23 protein-coding genes are annotated in these 22,696 nt (G+C 72.6%); 10 read left to right on the top strand and 13 right to left on the bottom strand.

Annotated features, from left to right (window positions below):
- Positions 1-10 precede the first annotated feature (10 nt).
- Complete coding sequence (locus ACIF83_RS16100) at positions 11-871, top strand: Bax inhibitor-1/YccA family protein (RefSeq protein ID WP_393471531.1); 861 nt, start codon at positions 11-13, stop codon at positions 869-871.
- Positions 872-928: 57 nt separating this feature from the next.
- Here ACIF83_RS16100 and ACIF83_RS16095 read toward each other — a convergent pair whose 3' ends face one another.
- Positions 929-1,159 carry a DUF4287 domain-containing protein gene (locus ACIF83_RS16095; protein WP_020940491.1) on the bottom strand — a complete coding sequence of 77 codons (231 nt, stop codon included), beginning with the start codon at positions 1,157-1,159 and terminating at the stop codon, positions 929-931.
- Positions 1,160-1,258: 99 nt separating this feature from the next.
- Between ACIF83_RS16095 and ACIF83_RS16090 the strand changes: the two genes are divergently transcribed.
- A complete protein-coding gene (locus ACIF83_RS16090; RefSeq protein ID WP_398139436.1) occupies positions 1,259-1,570 on the top strand; it encodes a hypothetical protein in 312 nt (103 codons plus the stop codon).
- A 2-nt stretch (positions 1,571-1,572) separates the two neighbouring features.
- Here the strand turns inward: ACIF83_RS16090 and ACIF83_RS16085 are convergent, their stop codons facing one another.
- From ACIF83_RS16085 to ACIF83_RS16075, 3 genes are all read right to left on the bottom strand, one after another.
- On the bottom strand, positions 1,573-2,385 hold the full coding sequence (locus ACIF83_RS16085) for a hypothetical protein (RefSeq protein WP_393472677.1): 813 nt from the start codon (positions 2,383-2,385) through the stop codon (positions 1,573-1,575).
- Between the two features lie 298 nt (positions 2,386-2,683).
- Entirely contained in the window at positions 2,684-3,904 is a 1,221-nt protein-coding gene (locus ACIF83_RS16080) for an acetyl-CoA C-acetyltransferase (protein WP_399727285.1), read from the bottom strand.
- 159 nt (positions 3,905-4,063) lie between these two features.
- On the bottom strand, positions 4,064-5,083 hold the full coding sequence (locus ACIF83_RS16075; RefSeq protein WP_393471523.1) for an SGNH/GDSL hydrolase family protein: 1,020 nt from the start codon (positions 5,081-5,083) through the stop codon (positions 4,064-4,066).
- Between the two features lie 162 nt (positions 5,084-5,245).
- On the opposite strand from ACIF83_RS16075, the gene ACIF83_RS16070 reads away from it, so the two are divergent.
- On the top strand, positions 5,246-6,637 hold the full coding sequence (locus ACIF83_RS16070) for a cystathionine beta-synthase (RefSeq protein ID WP_399727282.1): 1,392 nt from the start codon (positions 5,246-5,248) through the stop codon (positions 6,635-6,637).
- A 330-nt stretch (positions 6,638-6,967) separates the two neighbouring features.
- Here the strand turns inward: ACIF83_RS16070 and ACIF83_RS16065 are convergent, their stop codons facing one another.
- A complete protein-coding gene (locus ACIF83_RS16065) occupies positions 6,968-7,810 on the bottom strand; it encodes a helix-turn-helix domain-containing protein (protein ID WP_399727279.1) in 843 nt (280 codons plus the stop codon).
- Between the two features lie 146 nt (positions 7,811-7,956).
- Between ACIF83_RS16065 and ACIF83_RS16060 the strand changes: the two genes are divergently transcribed.
- Positions 7,957-8,718 carry an SDR family oxidoreductase gene (locus ACIF83_RS16060; protein WP_393471517.1) on the top strand — a complete coding sequence of 254 codons (762 nt, stop codon included), beginning with the start codon at positions 7,957-7,959 and terminating at the stop codon, positions 8,716-8,718.
- A gap of 5 nt (positions 8,719-8,723) precedes the next feature.
- Here the strand turns inward: ACIF83_RS16060 and ACIF83_RS16055 are convergent, their stop codons facing one another.
- The 3 genes from ACIF83_RS16055 to ACIF83_RS16045 are packed head-to-tail and all read right to left on the bottom strand — an operon-like array spanning position 8,724 to position 11,452.
- Positions 8,724-9,143 carry a hypothetical protein gene (locus ACIF83_RS16055; RefSeq protein WP_399727276.1) on the bottom strand — a complete coding sequence of 140 codons (420 nt, stop codon included), beginning with the start codon at positions 9,141-9,143 and terminating at the stop codon, positions 8,724-8,726.
- A gap of 10 nt (positions 9,144-9,153) precedes the next feature.
- Positions 9,154-10,758 carry a SulP family inorganic anion transporter gene (locus ACIF83_RS16050; protein ID WP_399727273.1) on the bottom strand — a complete coding sequence of 535 codons (1,605 nt, stop codon included), beginning with the start codon at positions 10,756-10,758 and terminating at the stop codon, positions 9,154-9,156.
- Positions 10,759-10,777: 19 nt separating this feature from the next.
- Entirely contained in the window at positions 10,778-11,452 is a 675-nt protein-coding gene (locus ACIF83_RS16045; RefSeq protein ID WP_393471508.1) for a carbonic anhydrase, read from the bottom strand.
- 306 nt (positions 11,453-11,758) lie between these two features.
- On the opposite strand from ACIF83_RS16045, the gene ACIF83_RS16040 reads away from it, so the two are divergent.
- The gene (locus tag ACIF83_RS16040) at positions 11,759-12,667 is read left to right on the top strand and encodes a MurR/RpiR family transcriptional regulator (protein ID WP_399727269.1); all 909 of its coding nucleotides are present in this window, start codon (positions 11,759-11,761) and stop codon (positions 12,665-12,667) included.
- Between the two features lie 104 nt (positions 12,668-12,771).
- Positions 12,772-13,356 (top strand): hypothetical protein, encoded by a 585-nt coding sequence (locus ACIF83_RS16035; protein ID WP_399727266.1) that lies wholly within the window; start codon positions 12,772-12,774, stop codon positions 13,354-13,356.
- 4 nt (positions 13,357-13,360) lie between these two features.
- Here ACIF83_RS16035 and ACIF83_RS16030 read toward each other — a convergent pair whose 3' ends face one another.
- The 5 genes from ACIF83_RS16030 to ACIF83_RS16010 form a co-directional block, all read right to left on the bottom strand.
- Positions 13,361-13,735, bottom strand: coding sequence for a hypothetical protein (locus ACIF83_RS16030; protein WP_393471499.1), 375 nt, complete (start codon positions 13,733-13,735; stop codon positions 13,361-13,363).
- Between the two features lie 10 nt (positions 13,736-13,745).
- The gene (locus tag ACIF83_RS16025; protein ID WP_393471496.1) at positions 13,746-14,237 is read right to left on the bottom strand and encodes a roadblock/LC7 domain-containing protein; all 492 of its coding nucleotides are present in this window, start codon (positions 14,235-14,237) and stop codon (positions 13,746-13,748) included.
- 31 nt (positions 14,238-14,268) lie between these two features.
- Positions 14,269-15,087 carry a transcriptional regulator gene (locus tag ACIF83_RS16020; protein ID WP_393471494.1) on the bottom strand — a complete coding sequence of 273 codons (819 nt, stop codon included), beginning with the start codon at positions 15,085-15,087 and terminating at the stop codon, positions 14,269-14,271.
- Entirely contained in the window at positions 15,084-15,473 is a 390-nt protein-coding gene (locus ACIF83_RS16015; RefSeq protein WP_393471491.1) for a hypothetical protein, read from the bottom strand. The genes ACIF83_RS16020 and ACIF83_RS16015 overlap by 4 nt, the downstream gene beginning before the upstream one ends.
- A gap of 179 nt (positions 15,474-15,652) precedes the next feature.
- Positions 15,653-17,059: a diaminopimelate decarboxylase gene (locus ACIF83_RS16010; protein ID WP_399727261.1), complete on the bottom strand. Its 1,407-nt coding sequence runs from the start codon at positions 17,057-17,059 to the stop codon at positions 15,653-15,655.
- Between the two features lie 147 nt (positions 17,060-17,206).
- Here ACIF83_RS16010 and hutU point away from each other — a divergent pair, with 147 nt between their 5' ends.
- Genes hutU through hutI form a run of 4 tightly spaced genes read left to right on the top strand, consistent with a single transcriptional unit; the run spans position 17,207 to position 22,693 of the window.
- Positions 17,207-18,871, top strand: coding sequence for a urocanate hydratase (hutU, locus tag ACIF83_RS16005; RefSeq protein WP_393471485.1), 1,665 nt, complete (start codon positions 17,207-17,209; stop codon positions 18,869-18,871).
- Positions 18,868-20,085, top strand: a complete 1,218-nt coding sequence (locus ACIF83_RS16000) for an allantoate amidohydrolase (RefSeq protein ID WP_393471482.1) — start codon at positions 18,868-18,870, stop codon at positions 20,083-20,085. Before hutU ends, ACIF83_RS16000 begins: the two co-directional genes overlap by 4 nt.
- Entirely contained in the window at positions 20,082-21,443 is a 1,362-nt protein-coding gene (locus tag ACIF83_RS15995) for a formimidoylglutamate deiminase (RefSeq protein ID WP_393471479.1), read from the top strand. The genes ACIF83_RS16000 and ACIF83_RS15995 overlap by 4 nt, the downstream gene beginning before the upstream one ends.
- A gap of 38 nt (positions 21,444-21,481) precedes the next feature.
- Complete coding sequence (hutI, locus tag ACIF83_RS15990; protein WP_393471477.1) at positions 21,482-22,693, top strand: imidazolonepropionase; 1,212 nt, start codon at positions 21,482-21,484, stop codon at positions 22,691-22,693.
- Positions 22,694-22,696: the final 3 nt, after the last annotated feature.

Here is a 22,696-nt window from a genome sequence, read left to right as displayed (position 1 = left end):
GAGGAGTGAAATGAGGAGCAGCAACCCGGTCTTCTCGCGACGGGGGTTCAGCCGCGACAACGGCTACGCCGGCTTCAACACCGCAGCGCAGGCCGGGTACGCACAGGGCAACCCGTACGCGCAGAACCCCTACGCCCAGAACCCGTACGGCCAGCAGAGCGTGCAGTACGGCGCCCCGCCGCAGGCCCCGGCCACCACCGGCCGGATGACGATGGACGACGTCGTCATGCGTTCGGCCCTCACGCTGGGCACGGTCGTCGTCGGCGCCGTCCTCGCCTGGGTGCTGCTGCCGATCTCGGCGACCAGCTACGGCCTCGCCTTCGGCGCCGGGATCGTCGCGATGGTCCTGGGACTGGTGCAGAGCTTCAAGCGCACCCCCTCGCCCGCGCTCATCCTGGGCTACGCCGCCTTCGAGGGCGTCTTCCTCGGCGTCATCAGCGAGATGTACAACAGCCGCTGGAGCGGCGCACCCTTCCAGGCGGTGCTCGGCACCATGGCGGTCTCGGCCGCGACCCTGCTGATCTACAAGGCAGGCTGGATCCGCGTCACGGCCCGCTACGCCCGCATCGGCACGGCCATCGCCATCGCCTTCGTCCTCGTCATGGCCGTCAACCTGCTGCTGGTCGCGTTCGGCGTCGCCGAGGGCGGCGGCCTGCGCAGCATGGGCCCGCTCGGCGCGATCGTCGGCATCATCGCCATCGTGCTCGGCGCGTTCTTCCTGACCCTCGACTTCAAGCAGATCGAGGACGGCATCGCCTACGGCGCCCCGCGCACCGAGTCCTGGCTCGCCGCGTTCGGCCTCACCATGACCCTGGTGTGGATCTACGTGGAGATGCTGCGGCTGGTGGCGATCTTCAGCAGCAACGACTAGCCGACACGCCGGTCGTGCGAGAGGGCCCCGGGTTCGTCCCGGGGCCCTCTCGGCGTCTCAGAGCAGCTTGCGGGCTGCCCTCCTCAGGTCGTACTCGTGGACGATCGCCTTCGCGTGGCCGTACGCGAGGTCGTACTCGTGCCGGAGCCAGCTGACCTTCTCCTCGAAGCGGAACAGGGCGGGGCCTTCTTCGACGGTGCGCAGCCAGTCGGAGACTTCGCGACCGGTGCAGTGCGGGATGCGGGCGAGCAGATTGCGGTGGGTCTCCTCGGAGAAGAGCTGGGACATCGGCGCCTCCGAACGCAAAGGGGATGTAAGCCGGTCCTTCACGTCACCGTGCCTGAGCGTTCGCGTATTGGCAACAGTGCGGCGCGTTACGCTCGGCGCGTGGTTGATACGACGCCCTTGACCCGAGCAGTGGATCACTTCGCCGACCGGTTGCGGGCGGCTCCGCAGAGTCGGCTCCAACGCGGCGCCGCGGCCGAGGCCTTGGCCGCGGCCAGGGAACTTTCACGGCGGGCACAGATGCTGGAGGAGCCCGGCGCGGAGCCCCGGGAGATGCCGGACGCCGGGATGTTCGCGGCCGCCGACCAAATCATGGTGGCCGGGCACGACTTGGCGGTGGTGCTGGAGAACGCGGACCAGGTCACCGAGGCCGTGGAGCTGGTGGAGGAGGCCCGCAAAAGAGCCGGAGTCTGACGTCAGAGCGAGGCGATGACCCGGTCGGCCAGGATGTAGACCGTGTCCTTGCCGCAGGCGAAGGTCAGGGTGTAGGCGCCCGAGATCCCCGAGCCGCCGAGGAGGTACGGGGTCTCGCCCTCGCGGAGAGCCGCTGCCAGGTGCTCGGCCGTCTCACGGTGGCCGGGGGTCATGCACAGCGTCGTGCCGTCGGCGAAGACGTAGACGTCGAGGGTGCCGAGGGGGCCGGGGCGGACGTCGGAGAGTTCGACCTGGTCGGCGGCCAGCTGCTCCAACGTGGTCACCGTGCGCTCGTGGTCGTTCACGGCAGGCGACTGCACCGGGACGAAGTCGGGGTGCGAGGGGTGACGGCGGCGGGCCGCGGCCAGTTCGGGGGAGTCCGTGGGGGTCCCTCCCTGGACGAAGTCCTTGGGGGAGAACTCGTCGGCCTCGGCGGACGGCTCGGACACCGGCTCCAGCGGCTCCAGACCCGCGAAGTCGGCCTGCCGGGGCAGGAACAGGTCGCTCTCCGGGAGGCCCAGCAGGGAGGGCGCGTCGGAGGCGTCACGGGCCTCCTGGGCGGCCCAGAACGCGCGGGCCTCGGCGAGCTCGCGCTCACGCTCCTCGGCGAGCGCCTCGGCCACGGCCGCGCGTATCTCGTCCGTGTCGGTGGTCGTGCGGGCCGCGGGCAGCAGCGCGCCCAGGGCTGCGGCCTGGCTCTCCGCGAGCTGGGCCTGCAGCTCCGCGAGCTGGCGGCGCAGCTTCAGGACGGTGCGCAGGACGGCGACGCCCACGGCGCCCGTGGCGGCCGTGGTGAGCAGCAGGGCGATCGGCATGGCGCTCACTGACGTACTCCCAGGTTCAAAGTCGACCCCCGACTTCCTACATCAGCTTGAAGGGCGGACTAAGCAGCTGTCAGTGCGTAACGTCACGAAACGGACAGGACTTTGGGCTCGTGGTTTCGCCCGTCACCGCGCTGACCTGCGCTGACCTGCAGCGATACCCCCAGTGAGGGAGATAGGTCACATCCTGGGGGAGATTGGATCACAAAAAGACCCAGAACCCGGGTGTTTTCCAGGTTCTGGGCCGTTTCCTGACCTTCCGTACCCGCTCGGCTACCGAGGGTGGATCAGGTCAGCTGAGGCGCTCGATGACCATGGCCATGCCCTGGCCGCCGCCGACGCACATCGTCTCCAGGCCGAACTGCTTGTCGTGCCACTGCAGCGAGTTGATGAGCGTGCCGGTGATGCGGGCGCCGGTCATGCCGAAGGGGTGGCCGACGGCGATGGCGCCGCCGTTGACGTTCAGCTTGTCGATGTCGATGCCGAGGTCACGGTAGGAGGGGATCACCTGGGCGGCGAAGGCCTCGTTGATCTCGAACAGGTCGATGTCGTCGACGGTCAGGCCGGCGCGCTGCAGGGCCTGCTTGCTCGCCTCGACCGGGCCGAGGCCCATGATCTCCGGGGAGAGGCCGGAGACGCCGGTCGACACGATGCGGGCGAGCGGGGTCAGGCCCAGCTCGCGGGCCTTGGTGTCGCTCATGATGACCAGTGCGGCCGCACCGTCGTTCAGCGGGCAGCAGTTGCCGGCCGTGACCAGGCCGTCCGGGCGGAAGACCGGCTTGAGGCCCGAGACGCCCTCCAGGGTGACGCCGGCGCGCGGGCCGTCGTCCTTGCTGACGACCGTGCCGTCGGGGAGGGTCACCGGGGTGATCTCGCGCTCCCAGAAGCCGTTCTTGATGGCTTCCTCGGCGAGGTTCTGCGAGCGGACGCCGAACTCGTCCATCTCCTGGCGGGTGACGCCCTTCCGGCGGGCCAGGTTCTCGGCGGTCTGACCCATCGAGATGTACGCGTCCGGGACCAGCCCGTCCTCACGCGGGTCGTGCCACGTGGTGCCCTCCTGCTCGGCGACGGCGGCGGTACGGGCCTCGGCCTCGGCGAAGAAGGGGTTGTGCGTGTCCGGGAGGCCGTCGGAGCTGCCCTTGAAGAAACGGGACACCGTCTCGACACCGGCCGAGATGAAGACGTCTCCCTCGCCGGCCTTGATCGCGTGCAGGGCCATGCGGGAGGTCTGCAGCGAGGAGGAGCAGTAGCGGGTGATCGTGCAGCCCGGCAGGTGGTCCATGCCCATCTGTACGGCGACGATACGGCCGAGGTTGTGGCCCTGCTCGCCGCCGGGGAGGCCGCAGCCGAGCATCAGGTCGTCGATGTCCCGCGGGTCCAGCTCGGGGATCTTGGCGAGCGCCGCCTGGATGATGGTCGCGGTCAGGTCGTCGGGGCGCAGGTCCTTGAGGGAACCCTTGCCGGCGCGGCCGATGGGGGAGCGGGCGGTCGAGACGATGACGGCTTCGGGCATCACGGCTCCAGTGGGCGATGTTTTGGCAGGCCGCTTGGGAAGTTACCTGTCCGTATGGTCCAGGTCACCGGTGTCGCGGTGTGACACTGGCCGCAATTTACTAAGCGCTTGCTTGGCAGCCAGGTGGCTCCGCCCCCTGGCCCCCCGGCCTGCGCACGGTCACGGGGACGGAGTCGCGGGCTCGGCCTCGGGTACGCGCCGCCTGCGCCTGCGCTTGAGCAACGCCCACGGCCCCCGCGGACCGGTGGGCATCGCCGCCGTGACCTCCGTGCCCGCCTCCGACGCCGCCTCCGCCGCAGCCCGTGCGACCGGCAGGAAGCCCTCGCGACGGGACACGTCGGGCCGCTCCTCCTCGGCCGGCCACAGCCCCAGCGCCGCACACACCGTGGGCAGTATCGCCATCGCCGCCGTCGCGTAGCCCTCCGCCGAGGGGTGGTAGTTGTCCGGCCCGAACAGCTCCCGCGGATTCGCCGCGAACTCGGGCCCGAGCAGATCACCGAGCGACACGGTCCGGCCGCCCTGCTCCACCACCCCGATGGTCTGCGCCGCCGCCAGCTGCCGCGAGGCCCGGCGGGCCAGCCACCGCAGCGGCTGCTGCACCGGCTCGATGGTGCCGAGGTCGGGACACGTGCCGACCACCACCTCCGCGCCGGCCGTGCGCAGCCGTCGTACCGCCGCCGACAGGTGCCGTACCGAACGCGTCGGCGGCATCCGGTTTGTGACGTCGTTCGCGCCGATCATGATCACGCAGATGTCGGGGAGCGGATAAGGGGACGAGAGCACCAGCGCCACCTGGCGGTCCAGGTCGTCCGACTGCGCCCCCGGCAGCGCCACGTTCCGCAGCTCCACCGGGCGCTCCGCCACCGCGGACAGTCCCGACGCCAGCAGCGCCCCCGGTGTCTGTCCCGCCCGGTGCACACCCTGCCCGGCCGCCGTCGAGTCGCCGAGCATGCTCAGCCTGAGCGGCGGTTCACCGGGGAGGTTGTAAGAGGTGCCGTACACGCCTTCGGCCACCGGCACCCGTCCACCGCTGCCGTTGCCCACGTGACGCCGGGCCAGCCGCACCTCCGCCAGCAACAGGCCGACGGCGGCCGCCCCGATCAGCCCGACCCCGCCACCGCCGTACGCCGCTCCGGCCGCGATGCGCCGGGCCACCCTCGCCCTCGACATGCTCGTCATGCGTCGCCGCCACCTCCTCGTAGCCGTACATCCACTCCTTGCCCCGTACAGCCCGTTCGTCAATCTCAACGGGGAGTGAACGCCCGCCCCGCGTCACTCAGGGGCCTTAGGCTGGCGGAACCACATACGACCACTGTTTTTTGCAAGCAACCGGAGACAACGGTGCAATTCCACGACTCGATGATCAGCCTCGTCGGCAACACCCCGCTGGTGAAGCTCAACAGTGTGACCAAGGGCATCCAGGCCACCGTCCTGGCCAAGGTGGAGTACTTCAACCCGGGCGGCTCCGTGAAGGACCGCATCGCCCTGCGCATGATCGAGGCCGCCGAGCAGAGCGGCGAGCTCAAGCCGGGCGGCACCATCGTGGAGCCGACCAGCGGCAACACCGGCGTCGGACTCGCCATCGTGGCCCAGCAGAAGGGCTACAAGTGCATCTTCGTGTGCCCCGACAAGGTGAGCACCGACAAGATCAACGTGCTGCGGGCGTACGGCGCGGAGGTCGTGGTCTGCCCGACCGCCGTCGCTCCTGAGCACCCGGACTCGTACTACAACGTCTCCGACCGGCTGGTCCGCGAGACGCCGGGCGCCTGGAAGCCCGACCAGTACTCCAACCCCAACAACCCCCTCTCGCACTATCACTCGACCGGCCCCGAGCTGTGGGAGCAGACCGAGGGGAAGATCACCCACTTCGTGGCGGGCGTGGGCACCGGCGGCACCATCTCCGGCACCGGCCGCTACCTGAAGGACGCCAGCGACGGCAGGGTCAAGGTCATCGGCGCCGACCCCGAGGGCTCGGTCTACTCCGGCGGCTCCGGCCGGCCGTACCTGGTCGAGGGCGTGGGCGAGGACTTCTGGCCCACCGCCTACGACCGGACCGTGGCCGACGAGATCGTCGCCGTGTCCGACAAGGACTCCTTCCAGATGACCCGGCGCCTGGCCAAGGAGGAGGGCCTGCTGGTGGGCGGCTCCTGCGGCATGGCCGTCGTGGCCGCGCTGGAGGTCGCCGAGCGACTGGGCCCGGACGACGTCGTCGTCGTGCTGCTCCCCGACAGCGGCCGCGGCTACCTCAGCAAGATCTTCAACGACGAGTGGATGGCCGACTACGGCTTCCTGGAGGACGAGGGCCCCAGCGCCCGCGTCGCCGACGTCCTCAACGACAAGGAGGGCGGCTCCATCCCGTCCCTGGTGCACATGCACCCGGAGGAGACCGTCGGCGAGGCCATCGAGGTGCTGCGCGAGTACGGCGTCTCGCAGATGCCGGTCGTCAAGCCGGGCGCCGGCCACCCGGACGTGATGGCCGCCGAGGTCGTCGGGTCGGTCGTGGAAAGGGAGCTGCTGGACGCCCTGTTCAACAAGCGGGCCTCGCTCGACGACCCGCTGGAGAAGCACATGTCCTCCCCGCTGCCCCAGGTCGGCTCCGGCGAGCCGGTCGGCGACCTGATGTCGGTGCTGGGTTCGGCGGACGCGGCGATCGTCCTGGTCGAGGGCAAGCCGACCGGAGTGGTCAGCCGGCAGGACCTGCTGGCCTTCCTGGCCAAGGGCGGGAACAAGTAGCGAACCTGCGGTGAACTGCCCGTGGCGGCGGCGAACTTGCGGTGACCACGGCCGATCGAGCCGTTTCGGAAGTGGTACGAGCGTGTCACGTGCGCGCAGCACCCGCTTAACACGGGTCAGGCAGATTAGTGGGTGTCGGCAGGGCGGGAGCGGCTCCCCGCCCCGGCCGACGCCGAACGGCGCCAAGGAACCTCCGGAGCGGCTCCCGGACCTCCATGGACGCCAAGGACGCGCAAGCCCGGCCCTGACCCGGCCCGCGTCCCTCGCGGGGACCGCCGTCGTCCCGCCCCCCGGAAACGGGGGTGCGGCGGTCCCCGCGCATTGTTTTCTTCAGCGGGCGGGAGCCGATTCCCAACTGCCGAGCAGTGCAAGCCGCTGCGCCGTCTCCGACTCCGGCTCGGGGGTGTACACCACGATCGTCTGCTCCGGGTCCGCCGGGACGGTCAGCGTCTCGTACGGGAGGGTGAGCAGGCCCGCCACGGGGTGCCGGACGCGCTTCACGCCGTACGCGCACTCCTTGACCTCGTGGTCGGCCCACAGCCGGCGGAAGTCCTCGCTCTTGAGGGAGAGTTCGCCGACCAGGGCGCACAGCGCGGCGTCGTCGGCGTACCGGCCCGCGCCGATGCGCAGGTTGGCCACGGTCTGGGCGGCCACCGCGGCCCACTCGGGGTAGAGCTCCCGGGCGGCGGGGTCGAGGAAGACCTGGCGCGGCATGTTGCGTTCGGCCGGTGCCATGCGGCTGAAGCCGCCCACCGCGTCGCCGAGCGCGTTCCAGGCGAGCACGTCCATGCGGCGTCCCAGCACGAACGCGGGCGTCCGCACCATGCTGTCCAACAGCAGCTGTACGCCCGGCCGCACCCGGGGCGCGGCCGGACGGCGCTCGCGGCGCTCGCGGCGCCCGCGCGGCCGCGCCACCGTACGCAGGTACGTGTGCTCGGTCTCGTCCAGCCGCAGTACCCGCGCGATCGCGTCCAGCACGGCGTCCGACACTCCCCCAGGGCCGCGGCCCTGCTCCAGGCGGATGTAGTAGTCCACGCTCACGCCCGCGAGCTGCGCCACCTCCTCGCGGCGCAGGCCCGGTACGCGGCGCCGCCCGTGCACGGGCAGCCCCACCTCCTCGGGCTGGATGCGGGCGCGGCGCGAGCGCAGGAAGTCTCCGAGGTCCCCGTCCATGGGTTCGATCGTAGGGGAGCGGCGGTCTGCCAACCTGGTACTGGCAGACCCAGGAAAAGCGCATCCCTGGGTACGGCCGCCGGACCCGGCGAGGGTGGTGTCAGCCGCCGGGGAGACGCCCCGGCACCCGATCGGGGAGAACACCCATGTCGTACGAGAACCTGTCCGGCCGCACCGCCGTCGTCACCGGAGCCGCCAGCGGCATCGGCGAGGCCGTCGCCCGGCAACTGGGCGCGCAGGGCGCCCGGGTGGCGCTGTTCGCCCGGCGCGCGGACCGGCTGGAGACCGTCGCCGGGAAGATCCGGGCCGAGGGCGGCGAGGCGCTGGTGGTGGCCGCCGACGTCACCGACGACGCCTCCGTCGAGGCCGCCCGGGACCTGGTCCACGCGACCTACGGGCCCGTCGACCTCGTCGTCAACAACGCCGGGGTGATGCTGCCGAACCCCGTCGACGACGGCCGGCTCGACGAGTGGCAGCGCATGCTCGACACCAACGTGGCCGGCGTGCTGCGGGTCATCCGCGCCTTCACCGCCGACCTGGTCGCCGCGGCCGCCGAGGGCCGCACCGCCGACCTGGTGAACGTGTCGTCCATCGGCGCCCACGTCACCTTCCCCAACTACGCGGTGTACGGCGCCACGAAGGCCGCCGTCACCTACCTCTCGCAGTCCCTGCGCACCGAGTTGGGGCCGCGTGACGTACGGGTCACCAACGTCGAGCCGGGGCTCACGGAGACCGAGCTGAAGGCGCACGTCGGCAACGCGGAGCTGTCCGGGCAGCTGGACGGCATGCTCCAGGCGATCGGCAGCCTCGCGGCGGCGGAGGTCGCGGACGTCGTCGCCTACGCCACCAGCCGCCCCCGGCACGTCAACCTGCGCCAGATCATGGTGCTGCCGACCCGGCAGGCGTGAACCCCTCAGTCCTCCCGGGAGGCCCGGCGCCCGGCGAGGATCTCCGGGTTGTGCCGGACCGCCTGGGCCACGTTGACGCCGACGATGCCGACCCAGGTGGTCACCACCCCGGTCATGTCCGCGAAGGCGCCGCCGATCGCGGACAGCGGGATCGCCAGCACCAGCGAGACGATCGCGAAGCCGAAGCGCTCGGCCCAGCTGTCGCCGCCCTTCGGCCGCCGGGCACCGCGCGCGTCCACCATCCGCTGCTCGGCCAGGTGCCGCCGCACCCGGCGGTCCACCACGTCGTCGATCCGCTGGTCGACCTTCTCCAGGAAGGACTCGACGAGTGCGGAGTCGTACTCCTCGCCCAGTTCCCTGCGTGCCCGCACGGTGGCGTCCAGGTCCTTCTCGAGGTCCACGTCCCGTGAGTCCAGTGCGCTCATGCGCTCCACCCTAGGGAGCGGTCATGCCCGCCGCACTGGGGACAACCCCCCTCTTCGCCCCGGCGCCGCCGGCCGTGAGCACCCCGCAGGACTCCAGGACCCTGCGGTGGTCCAGGTCCACCCCGCTGATCCGGACGTCGACGCCCCGCCCGCGCAGCTCGGCGACCGCCTCCTTCAGCGCCAGCGCGCCGGTCGCGTCCACCGCCGTGAGACCGGACAGGCGCAGGTCGACCGCCGAGACCCCGTCGTGCAGGTCGGCGAGCCCGCATCGGAAGCGGTGGGCGGCGGCGAACAGCAGCGGGCCGTCGAACCGGTAGGTCACCGTGCCAACCTGGCCCGGCAGTTCGTCGGCGGCGGCCGGGGTGAGCCGGGTGCCGCGCATCGCCGCGCGCAACGCCAGCAGCACCGAGACGCCGAGGCCGATCAGCACCGCCCGCACCAGGTCCAGGGCGAGCGTGGCGCCGGCGGTGAGGACCAGCACCAGAGCGTCGCCGCGGGTGGCCCGGGCCATCGCCCTTACCGCGTCCCGCTCCACCATGCGTACGGCCGTCGCCAGCAGCACCCCGGCCAGCGCGGCCAGCGGGACACGGCCCACCAGCGGGGCGGCGACCGCCGCGATCCCGGCGAGGATCACCGCGTGCGCGAGCGCGGCCAGCCGGGAGGCGGCGCCGGTGCGGACGTTGACCGCCGTGCGGGCGATGGCACCGGTGGCCGGGACCCCGCCGAACAGCGGGGCGGCGAGGTTGGCGATGCCCTGCCCGAACAGTTCCTTGGACGGGTCGTGCCGCTGGCCGGGCCGCATCCCGTCGGCGACCGACGCCGACAGCAGGGACTCCAGCGCGGCCAGCGCGGCCACCGCGGCGGCAGGGGCGAGCAGGGAGGGGAGACGGGAGAGGTCCAGGAAGGAGAGGGAGGGCGCCGGCAGGGACGCGGGCAGGGTTCCGATGCGGGTGACGGACAGGTGCAGCGCCTCGGCCACGCCGGTGGCCGCGGCCACCGCGACCAGGGAGAAGGGCACGGCCGGCCTCCAGCGGGCGCCGGCCGGCACGATCGCCGCCGCGCCGACGGCCAGCAGCAGCGCCGGCCAGTGCGGGACGCGCCCGAACTCCCGCGCCGCCCGTACGGCGACCACGACGACCTGCTCGCCGTGCGGGGTGGGCACGCCGAGCGCGGCCGGCACCTGCTGGAGGGCGATCACACAGGCGATGCCGAGGGTGAAACCGGCGATCACCGGCGCGGGGACGTACGCCATCGCCGCGCCCGCCCGAGCGAAGGCGAGGAGCAGCAGCAGGGCGCCCGCCATCAGGCCGACGGTGAGGACGCCGTCGGAGCCGTAGCGATGCACGATCGGCACGAGGACGACGGTCATCGCGCCGGTCGGGCCGCTGACCTGGCGGGCGCTGCCGCCGCACAGCGCGGCCAGCGCACCGGCGACGACCGCCGTGGTCAGCCCGGCGGCGGCGCCGAGTCCGGAGGTGACGCCGAAGCCGAGGGCCAGGGGCAGGGCGACGACGGCGACGGTCAGCCCGCACAGCAGGTCGCGGCGCGGGGCCAGGGCCATGGAGCGGAGGTCGGCGGGGGAGGGCAGGACGGACAGGGCTCGGTTCAGTTTCATGGCTTCTTCAGGGGTGGGTTCAGGGCAGCAGGGACACGAGCCCCGTGTCCAGGTCGGAACGGGCGGCCGCGACGTGGGCCGAGGTGAAGGCCGGGTCGGCGCGGATCGCGTCCCGGACCCAGGCCGTGTGGGCGCGCATGGTGTGCTCGGCCCAGTCGCCGGGCAGCGCCCGGGTGCGGCAGGCGGCGGGTGCGATCTCGTCCACCAGCAGCTCCAGGTGGCCCGGCACCGGCGCCCCCGTGCGCAGATGGTCCAGCGTGGCGGCGACGGCTCCGCAGCGCTCGTGCCCGAGCACCAGCACCAGCGGGACGCCCAGCTCCTGGACGCCGTACTGGATGGAGCCGAGCACGGCCTCGTCCAGCACCTGGCCGGCGGTCCTTATGCACAGCACGTCGCCGAGTCCCAGGTCGAAGACCAGCTCCGGCGGCACCCGGGAGTCGATGCAGCCGACGATCACCGCGAACGGGTCCTGTGCGGCGGCCAGCAGGTGGCGCCGGCCGGGGCTGTCGTGCGGGTGACGGGGGTGGCCGGCCGCGTAGCGGCGGTTGCCCGCGAGGAGTTCGTCGAGGGCGGTACGCGCGGTGTGCGCCGCGCTCGGGGGGAGGGGACGGGGACCGGGGGCGGCCGTCGCCGGGGCGGCGGTCAGGGCGGTGACGGCGGTGGCCGTCAGGAAGGCCCTGCGGTTGGAGGCCATGACGCTTCCTCAGGAGTCGTGCCAGTAGCGCACGTTCACCGTAAGCAGCCGTCCGATCACCCTGAGTGTCTGTTTAACGACACTTGGCTGTTTCGTCGTCGGATCATCGCCACGGCGATACCGCCCCTTGCCCGGCTGCATAACGTCATGCAGAGTTCTTGGTGTGTGAATAGCTGAGGGGAGTCCAGGCTTGCTGTCGTCTCGTATCGGGGGTGTGCCGACGGGGCACGCTGTACTCTCCCGGGGCGTCGAGGAACGGGCGGGTTTCGCCTCGCTCGCAGCGTCGGTCTGGAGGGGGAGCACGGCATGAGCGTGGACAGGAGTACCGGTGTGACGTCCGAGGCGACGACCGAGGTGGCTTCCGAGGTCATGTCCGCTGTGGCGGACAGCCCGGCCGCCCGACTGCAGGTGCTCTTCGAGGGGCACCGGCTCACGCCCACCCAGCGCCGCATCGCGCACAGCATGGTGCGCCGGGCCGCCGACGTGCCCTTCCTGTCCAGCGTGGAGCTGGCCGAGCTGGCCGGGGTCAGCCAGCCGTCGGTGACCCGGTTCGCGGTCGCCCTCGGCTTCGACGGCTACCCCGCGCTGCGCAAGCACCTGCGTGAGGTCGTGCCCGCCGAACCGGCCGCGGAGGCGGGCTCCTACAACGAGTACCAGCAGGCCGTCGAGGCCGAGATCGAGAACCTGAAGCACCTCGCGGAGCTGCTCGCCGACCCCCGCCCGGTGCAGCGGGCCGGCCGGGTCCTGGCCGCCTCCCGCCCGCTGCCGGTGCTCGGGCTGCGGGCCGCCGCCTCCCAGGCGTACGGCTTCGCGTACTTCGCCGCCAAGGTCCACCCGGACGTCCGGCTGCTCAACGAGGGCGGCACGATGATCCACGACCGCATCGACGCGGCCGTCCGCGCGGGCGCCTCCGCCCTGCTGTGCTTTGCGCTGCCCCGGCATCCGCGCGAGGTCGTCGACACCCTCGCCTACGCCAAGGAGGCGGGCCTGACCGTCGTCACGGTGGCCGACTCCGCCTTCGCGCCCGTCGCCAAGTACTCCGACCTGCTGCTGCCCGCCGCCGTCGGCACCGGGCTCGCCTTCGACACCGCGTGCGCGCCCATGCTGCTCGGGCGGGTGCTGCTGGAGGCGGTCTGCGACGACCTGCCGGACGCCCAGGCCCGGCTGGAGGAGTTCGACGCGCACGCGGCGGCCCGCGGACTGTTCGTCGAATAGGCCGAACGGGCCGAACGGCCCGGCGCGCTCTCAGACTCGTCTCACGTTCGCTCGTTACCGTGCCCGGCCGACAGCACTGTGCCGGGACGATGAGGAGGCGGATCGTGGCGCGTGGAGGACAGGGGCTGGCCCGGGTGGCCGTCGTCGTACGGGCCGGGGCCGCACCGCTGTGGTGGTTCGGGGTGTTCGCCGCGGGGATCGGGGTCCTGCTGCCCGGGGTGACCGGGCGCCGGATCGGCGTGCTCGCGGGGGCCGCCCTGTTCCTGGTCACCGCCGCGGTCGTGGCGCTGGTCCGGCACAGGCGGTACGCCGCCCTCGCCCGCGGGGCCGCCCGTGCGGGCAAGTTCGACGTCCTGCAGGACCGGGCGGTGACCGTGCGCACCTGGCGCCGGGGGCACCGCTGGTGGCTGCTGCTCGCCTTCGCCGTCGCGTTCGGCAGCTCCTTCGCGGTGCCCGCGGCCGGGGGCATGCTCCTCGCCGGGGCCGGCACCGGGCTGCGGCTGAAGGCCGCCTGGCTCGGGCGGCGCGAGCGGGCCGAGGACACCCTGCTGTGGGTGCGGGTCGACTGGCTCGACCGGCGGGGCGGAAGCCCGGCGGGCGCGGCCGTGAAGGGCCTGCGCGGCACGGGCCTCGCGGCCAGCGACGCGGCCCCGGGCGGGACCCGCCGCCGCGCCGCAGCGCTCGTCTGACCTGTCAGACCTCCAGCGTTGCCTCGATCCCCTTCAGTTGGTGCCGGGCCATCGCCAGGTTGGCCCGGCTGGCGTCCAGGACCAGATAGAGGAACAGGCCGTTGCCGCCGCGGCCCTTGAGCAGACGGATCAGGTGGTACTGGTCCGACAGCGTGATCAGGATGTCCTCGATGTCGCCCTTGAGGCCCAGGTGCTCCATCGTGCGCATCTTGGCGCGGATCACGTCCGTGTTGCCGGCGGCGGCCACGTTCAGGTCGAAGCTCTTGCTGCCGCCCATCGTGCCCAGCGCCATGCCGCTGGTGTAGTCGACGAGCGCGACGCCGGTGGCGCCCTCGATGGAGGTCAGCGCCTCTTTCAGTGCGGTTTCGGTGTTGGCCATGGTGGTCCTTTCAGCTGTCGGTTGCGGTGCGCGCTTCGGTCGTGGTGCGTGGCGTGCGTGTGGTTCTGGTCCGTGATGCGGGTGTGGTCCTGGTGGCCGGCCGGGTGGCTTCCGCGGCGGCTTCGGCGGCGTCGAGCACTTCCCCGACGCGGGCGGCCGCGCGGCGGCCCTCCAGATGCAGCCGGCCGACGTTGACCCGGTCCTGGGCGAGCAGCGTCAGCACGGCGGTGCGGCCGGCCGCGTAGGTGGCGACGTAGCCGTTCTCGCCGCGCACCAGCAGCTCCCGGAAGCCGCTGTTCCCGGTCGCGTCGGCCATCCGTACGGCGACGCCCAGCGCGGCCGCGGTGAGTGCCGCCAGCCCCTCCGGGTCGACACCGGGGGTGTCGTGGGCGACGGCGAGACCGTCGACGCCGGCCGCGAGGGCGCCGGTGAGCTGCGGCACGCGGGTCCGCAGTCGACGCAGCTCGTCCAGGACGGCGTCGAGGTCCTGTGCGGACACCATCAGCTCTCTCCTCTCGGCGGGTTGGTGCCGTTCAAAGCGCCTCCAGCGCATCCCTGAGCCTCTTCAGCAGCGCGATGTCGGGGTCGGTGACCGTGAGCGGGGGAGCCGGGGGCACCGGCGGGGGAACGGGGGTCACGGCTTTCGGCCTGAGGAGTCCGGCCGCCGAGAGCCGGCGTACGTCCACCAGCGTGTGGAAGGCCTGCCTGCCCAGGTTGCGGGCGATCTCCGGGGCCGTGCGGACGCCGTCCACCCGGTCCAGGACCGCCCGCTGGCGGGGGGTGACCGGCGCCGTGGCGGCCGGGTCGGCGCGGATCAGCGGCACGTTGTCGGTCGCCGGGTCCGGCCACAGGCGGTGCAGCAGCAGCCGGCGGCGCAGCGTCTCGCGTTCCAGCGCGATGACCGGAACCGAGGGCAGCGGGCCGAGGCGGGGCGCCCGGGCGTACCGGAAGCGGCCCGGGGCGCTGCTCGGCGACAGGGCGAAGTACCCGGCGTCGTACAGCGCGTCCAGGTGGCACAGCTCCAGCGCGCCCTCCGGGAGCAGCCCGGCGTCCAGCAGCAGCCGGGCCGCGTCCGTCGGGCCGTCGGCCTGCGCGGCAGCCCGCTGCCAGGCGGTCGTGGCCAGGGTGCCGTGGGCCGTGAGGAGCACGTCGAGACCAGGGGCATGGGGGCTCTCGGCGTGCACCACCCGGCCCTCGGCGAGGTGCAGGGTGCCGTGCTCGCGGACGAGGACGCCGGTGGCCTGCTCCTCGGCGAGCCGGCGGAGCATCGGGGACAGCGCGCCCGCCGTACGGTCCTGGGCCGCAGACCTGTCCCGCACCGGCAGCGGCGGAGGCGTTTCGACCATCGTCATCCCAGCACCAACCGGGCAGCCATCTCGCCGAGCCGGATCCGGGCGAGGGCGAGATTGCCCTCCTCCCGGCCCAGCCACAGGTGCAGGAAGACGCTGCTGTCGAAGGACGTGTCCACGAACCGCAGCAGGTGGTAGCTGTCGTGGTTGCTGACGATCACGTCCTCGACGGGCGGGCCGACGTCGTCGCCGTCCCCGGCCGCGAAGGCACCGTGTTCGGCGGCCAGCCGCGCCAGTTCGGCGGCCTCGGCCGCGGTGGTCTCGTGGTCACCGCCGGGGGCGTCCCCGACGGTGCCCAGGGCCAGTCCGCTCGTCCAGTCCACCAGGGAGGCTCCCCGGGCACCGGGCAACCGCATCGCTTCCAGCAAGCACTCGTCGATTCCGGGCACCCTGGCTTCCCTCCCGCCTGTGACTCCGGTTGAGTGACAGGGACACTACGCAACGTATGCGCGAGAGGTGAGCGCTTTGGCATTTTCCGGTGGAACATGCATCCGGCGTACTAGTGTGGGTCAACTGACGACTGTTTCACGGCAGTTGATCCAGTTGTTCGAGATGTGTCCGGGGTACGTCAACGGCTTCCGGGCGCGTGCAGGGTGGTGAGAGCGGATGCGTGCGCCCCACCGGACTCGGCCACGACCTCCGCCACGGTCTGCGGCTCCCGCACGGTCGCGAAGGCCACGCCTCCCGTGCCGTCGGGCGCGAAGCCGTAGATCCCCGGGCGGGCGAGGGAGTTGTAGGCGTAGTGGTGGGCGAAGTAGTACGCGCCCGTGTCCAGCGCCGCCGCGTAGTCGCCCTGCTCCAGCAGGGGCAGTGTGCGCCCCTCGGCGAGCAGGTCGCCCGAGAAGCAGGCCGGGCCGGCCACGTCCTGCACCACCTCGGGGCCCGGCCGGGGCCGCCCCTTGGCGTCGTACGCGGCGATCCGCAGCGGCCACGCCCCGGGTGCGTACACGGTCCGCGTGGCCACCTGTACACCCGCGTGCGTCACCGCGATCCGCCGCCCGCCGGAGCTCTTGGTGTACTCCACCCGTGCCACCACCGTGCCGTGCCTGGCCAGCAGCGACCGCCCGAACTCGGTCACCAGCCCGTACCGCCCGTCGAACAGCCCCGGCACCTCCTCTGCCAGCAGGCGCGCGTACTGGGCGTACGTCGGCGCCGTCGCCTCCGCCGTGAAGTCGACCGGCAGCCCGCCGCCGATGTCGAGCGTGTCGATCTGCCGCCGTCCGATCCGCGCGTTGATCTCCTCCGCGAGCGCGTACGTCTCCGCCACGCCCCGTGCCAGCAGCGGCAGCGGGATGCCCTGTGAACCGGTGTGCGCGTGCAGCCGGGTCAGCCACGGCCGGTCCGCGTACGCCCGCACGACCCACTCCCGGGCCCCCTCGTCGCGCAGCGCCACCCCGAACTTGGAGGTCTCCGTCGCCGTCGAGGTCGCCCCGATGGTGCCGCCGCCGATCTGCGGGTTGACCCGGATGCCGAGCGGCGATTGGCCGGGCGCCGTGGAGGTGCCTCCCCCGCCTTTCGGGCCGTGGGGGAGGACGAGGGCGTCGAGCCGGTCCAGCTCCTGCGGGTTGTCCGCGTTGACGGCGATGCCCAGCGCGAGCGCCTCGCGCAGCTCGGCCGGGGTCTTGGCGGGGGAGTCGAGCACCGTCCGGTCCGGCGGCACCCCCGCCGCCCGCGCCAGCGCCAGCTCGCCCGGGCTCGCCACCTCCGCGCCGATGCCCTCCTCGTGCAGCAGGCGCAGTACCGGCACCAGCGGGGTCGCCTTCACCGCGAAGGCGTGCAGCACCGGCGTCCCCGGCGCCGTGACCGCGTCGAACGCCGCCCGCAGGGCAGCCGCCGACTCCCGGATGCCGGTGACGTCCAGCAGTGCCACCACGGCCGCGTCCGGCCCCAGCAGCCCCTGCTCCACCGCGCCACGCACCGCCTCGTCCCGCCGGGCGGCCCGCTCCCGGGCCTCGCTGTCGGTGTCCTGGTCCACGACCTGTCCTCCTGCCGCCCTGCCCGCGTGTTCGGGTGATTCCAGCCAAACACCCGCGACGCGCTGACGGTGTGCCGCCGATGTATTGACTAGTTCTATTCAGGAAGTCAGGATGTGAATAGAGATAGCAACAGGAGGAGGCAGACGATGTCGGGACCCCGCCCCGTACGAGCACCGCGCGGCACGGAACTGAGCGCCCTGGGATGGCAGCAGGAAGCCGCTCTGCGGATGCTGCAGAACAACCTCGACCCCGAGGTCGCCGAGCACCCCGACAAGCTCGTCGTCTACGGCGGCACCGGCAAGGCCGCCCGTGACTGGCGCTCCTTCGACGCGATGGTGCGCACGCTGAGGACCCTCAAGCAGGACGAGACCATGCTGGTCCAGTCCGGCCGCCCGGTCGGCGTCATGCAGACCCACGAGTGGGCCCCGCGTGTCCTCATCGCCAACTCCAACCTGGTCGGCGACTGGGCCAACTGGGAGGAGTTCCGCCGTCTGGAGGCCCTCGGCCTGACCATGTACGGCCAGATGACCGCCGGCTCCTGGATCTACATCGGCACCCAGGGCATCCTGCAGGGCACCTACGAGACCTTCGCCGCCGTCGCCGCGAAGAAGTTCAACGGCACCCTCGCCGGGACCATCACCCTCACCGCCGGCCTCGGTGGCATGGGCGGCGCCCAGCCGCTCGCCGTGACCATGAACGACGGCGTCGCCATCTGTATCGACTGCGACCCGCGCGCCATCGAGCGCCGCATCGAGCACCGCTACCTGGACGTCAGGGCCGACAACCTCGACCACGCGCTCCAGCTGGCCACCGAGGCCCGTGACCAGCGCAAGCCGCTCTCCATCGGCGTCCTCGGCAACGCCGCCGAGCTGGTCCCGCAGCTGCTCGCGATGAACGCCCCGATCGACATCGTCACCGACCAGACCTCCGCCCACGACCCGCTGTCCTACCTGCCGGTCGGCGTGGCCTTCGAGGACATGGCCGACGCCGCCGCCAAGGACCCGGCCGGCTTCACCACGCGGGCCCGTGAGGCGATGGCGAAGCACGTCGAGGCGATGGTCGGCTTCATGGACGCCGGTGCCGAGGTCTTCGACTACGGCAACTCCATCCGCGGCGAGGCCCAGCTGGCCGGCTACGACCGCGCGTTCGCCTTCCCCGGCTTCGTCCCCGCCTACATCCGTCCCCTCTTCTGCGAGGGCAAGGGCCCGTTCCGCTGGGCCGCGCTGTCCGGCGAGGCCTCGGACATCGCCAAGACCGACAAGGCGATCCTGGAGCTCTTCCCGGAGAACGAGTCCCTGCACCGCTGGATCAAGATGGCCGGCGAGCGCGTCCACTTCCAGGGCCTGCCCGCCCGTATCTGCTGGCTCGGCTACGGCGAGCGCGACAAGGCCGGCGAGCGCTTCAACGACATGGTGGCCTCCGGCGAGCTGGCGGCTCCGCTGGCCATCGGCCGCGACCACCTGGACTGCGGCTCCGTCGCCTCCCCGTACCGCGAGACCGAGGCCATGCTCGACGGCTCCGACGCGATCGCCGACTGGCCGCTGCTGAACGCGATGGTCAATGTGGCCTCCGGTGCGTCGTGGGTGTCCATCCACCACGGCGGTGGCGTGGGCATGGGCCGCTCCATCCACGCCGGCCAGGTCACGGTGGCCGACGGCACGAAGCTGGCCGGCGAGAAGATCCGGCGTGTCCTCACCAACGACCCCGGTATGGGTGTCATCCGGCACGTGGACGCCGGGTACGACATCGCGGAGTCGGTCGCGCAGGAGCGCGGGGTCCGGGTGCCTATGCGCGAGGGTGACCAGGCGTGACCTTCCACAGCATGTGGGCGGAGCTGCTGCCGATCGGCCGCAGCTCCGCCTCCGGCGGCTACCGGCGCTACGCCTGGACCGGTGCCGACGCCGAATGCCGTGCCTGGTTCCAGGAACAGGCCGAGGCGCGGGGGCTGGCCTACGAGGTCGACCGGAACGGGAACCAGTGGGCCTGGCTCGGGGACCCGGCCGCCGGGGACGCCGTCGTCACCGGGTCGCATCTGGACTCGGTGCCGGACGGCGGCGCCTTCGACGGGCCTCTCGGGGTCGTCTCCTCCTTCGCCGCCCTGGACGAGCTGCGCAGCAGGAACGTGCGGTTCGCCAAGCCCCTCGCCATCGTCAACTTCGGTGACGAGGAGGGTGCCCGGTTCGGGCTGGCCTGTGTCGGCTCCCGGCTCACCGCGGGGGAGCTGACCGTCGAGCAGGCCCATCGGCTCACCGACGGCGACGGGATCAGCCTGCCCAAGGCCATGGAGGCCGCCGGCTACGACCCCGACGGCATCGGGGCCGACCCGGAGCGGCTGGCCCGTATCGGTGCCTTCGTCGAGCTGCACGTCGAGCAGGGCCGCGCGCTGGACCTGTCCGGCGACCGGGTCGGCGTCGCCAGTGCCATCTGGCCGCACGGCCGCTGGCGCTTCGACTTCCGGGGCGAGGCCAACCACGCCGGCACGACCCGGCTGGTCGACCGGCGCGACCCGATGCTGTCGTACGCCGAGACCGTGCTGGCCGCCCGCCGGGAGGCCGAACTCGCCGGTGCCGTCGCCACCTTCGGCAAGATCTCCGTCGAGCCGAACGGCGTCAACGCCATCCCCTCCCTGGTGCGCGGCTGGCTCGACTCCCGCGCCGCCGACCAGCAGACCCTGGACACGGTCGTCGGCGGCATCGAGAAGGCCGCCCGGGAGTACGCGGACGCCCACGGCATCGACCTCGACGTCGTCCGGGAGTCCTTCACCCCGGTGGTCGAGTTCGACCACGCGCTCCGTGACGAACTGGGCCGAATCCTGGGCAGGGACACCGGACTGAAGGTGCCCGTCCTCGGGACCGGCGCCGGACACGACGCCGGAATCCTCTCCGGGCGCATTCCGACCGCCATGCTGTTCGTGCGCAACCCCACCGGCGTCTCGCACTCCCCGGCCGAGTTCGCGGCCGAGGACGACTGCGTGGCCGGGGTGAGCGCGCTCGCCGACGTACTGGAAGGGCTGGCCTGCACGTGACCACACGGACGTACTGGCTGGAGCACGCCTGGCTCGACACCAACGTCGAGCCGGGCGTGGCCCTCACTGTGTCGATCAGCGGCTCCGCCGCGGGGCCGGGTGGCCGTATCACCGCCGTCCGCACGGGCGTCACCACCCCGCCGCCCGGCGCCGAGATCCTGCGCGGACTGACCCTCCCCGGCCTGGCCAACGCCCACTCGCACGCCTTCCACCGGGCGCTGCGCGGCACGGTCCAGGTCGGCTCCGGCACCTTCTGGACCTGGCGCGAGGTGATGTACTCCGTCGCCGACCACCTGACCCCGGAGACCTACCACGCCCTCGCCCGCGCGGTGTACGCCGAGATGGCCCTGGCCGGCGTCACCTGTGTCGGTGAGTTCCACTACGTGCACCACGCCCCCGGCGGCAGGCCCTACGCCGACCCCAACGCCATGGGCGAGGCGCTGATCGCGGCGGCCGCCGAGGCCGGAATCCGCATCACCCTGCTGGACACGGCCTACCTCTCCTCCGGCTTCGGAGCGGAACCCGACGCGCACCAGATGCGCTTCTCCGACGGCGACGCGGAGGCCTGGGCCGAACGCTGTGCAGTTCTCAAGGAGCGGGACCACGCGCGGATCGGCGCTGCGATTCACTCCGTACGGGCCGTGCCCGCGGACCAGTTGTCGACCGTGGCGCGGTGGGCGCAGGAGCGGCGGGCCCCGCTGCACGTGCACCTGTCCGAGCAGACGGCGGAGAACGACGCCTGCCAGGCCGCGCACGGCTGCACCCCCACCCGGCTGCTCGCCGACCACGGCGTCCTCGGGCCGCGCACCACCGGTGTGCACAACACGCACCTCACCGACGAGGACATCGCGCTGCTCGGTGACTCCGGCACCGGCACCTGCATGTGCCCGACGACCGAGCGCGACCTGGCGGACGGCATCGGCCCCGCCGTCGCCCTGCAGCGGGCGGGCTCCCCGCTCTCCCTCGGCTCCGACAGCCACGCCGTCATCGACCTGCTCGAAGAGGCACGCGCGATGGAGCTGAACGAGCGGCTGCGCACCCGCACCCGGGGCCACTGGACCGCCGCGGCGCTGCTGCGGGCCGCCGCTACCGACGGCCACGCGGCCCTCGGCTGGACGGACGCCGGCACCATCGAACCCGGTGCGCTCGCCGACCTGACGACGATCGCCCTGGACTCGGTCAGGACGGCCGGGCCGCTGCCCAGGCTGGGCGCCGAGACGGCCGTATTCGCGGCGAGCGCGGCGGACGTACGGCACACGATCGTGGGCGGCCGCCATGTCGTACGGGACGGTGTGCACGCGCTCGTGCCCGACGTGCCGTCGGCACTCGCGGAAGCGATCGACGCCCTGCGCGGCTGACCACCGCCGAACCCCACCCGGCCACCCCTGAGGACACCATGAGCAGCAGCACCGCCATCACCAACATCGCCACGCTGGTCACCAACGACCCCTCCCTCGGATGGGGGTCCCCCCGCTCGAGTAAATTCGAGAGTGGGGGAGGATCCCCCCTGGGCCTGATCCAGGACGCGGCCGTCGTCATCGACGGCGACCGCGTCGTGTGGACCGGTGAATCCAGCAAAGCACCCGCCACTGACAACCGGGTCGACGCGGGCGGCCGGGCGGTGCTGCCGGGCTTCGTGGACTCCCATTCCCACCTGGTCTTCGCCGGCGACCGCACGCAGGAGTTCAACGCCCGCATGTCCGGCCGCTCCTACACGGCGGGCGGCATCCGCACCACGGTCGCGGCCACCCGCGCCGCGACCGACGCGGAACTGGAGGCGAACCTCACCCACTACCTGGACGAGGCCCTTCGCCAGGGCACCACCACCTTCGAGACGAAGTCGGGCTACGGCCTCACGGTCGAGGACGAGTCCCGCGCCCTCGCCATCGCGGCCCGGCACACCGACGAGGTGACGTACCTCGGCGCCCACATCGTCTCCCCGGACTACGCCGACGACCCGGCGGCCTACGTCGCCCTGGTCACCGGCGAGATGCTGGACGCCTGCGCGCCCCACGCCCGCTGGATCGACGTCTTCTGCGAGAAGGGCGCCTTCGACGGCGACCAGGCCCGCACGATCCTGACCGCGGGCCAGGCCAAGGGGCTGCACCCCCGCGTCCACGCCAACCAGCTCTCCTACGGACCCGGCGTCCAGCTGGCCGTCGAACTGGACGCGGCGAGCGCCGACCACTGCACCCACCTCACGGACGCGGACGTCGACGCCCTCGCGAACGGCAACACGGTCGCCACGCTCCTGCCCGGCGCCGAGTTCTCCACCCGCGCCGAGTGGCCGAACGCCCGCCGCCTCCTGGACGCGGGCGTGACGGTCGCCCTCTCCACGGACTGCAACCCGGGCTCGTCCTTCACCTCGTCCGTGCCCTTCTGCATCGCCCTGGCCGTCCGGGACATGCGGATGACCCCCGACGAGGCGGTCTGGTCGGCCACCGCGGGCGGCGCCGCGGCCCTGCGCCGCACGGACGTCGGCCGGCTCACCCCGGGCGCGTACGCGGACCTGACGCTCCTGGACGCCCCGAGCCACGTCCACCTGGCGTACCGGCCGGGTGTGCCGCTGGTCAGCGGGGTCTGGCGCAGGGGCGAGCGGGTCGTGTGAGTG

This window comes from Streptomyces sp. NPDC085866, from assembly GCF_044541035.1.
Classification (GTDB): Bacteria; Actinomycetota; Actinomycetes; order Streptomycetales; family Streptomycetaceae; genus Streptomyces.
This window is presented reverse-complemented; position numbering and strand designations above follow the sequence as displayed.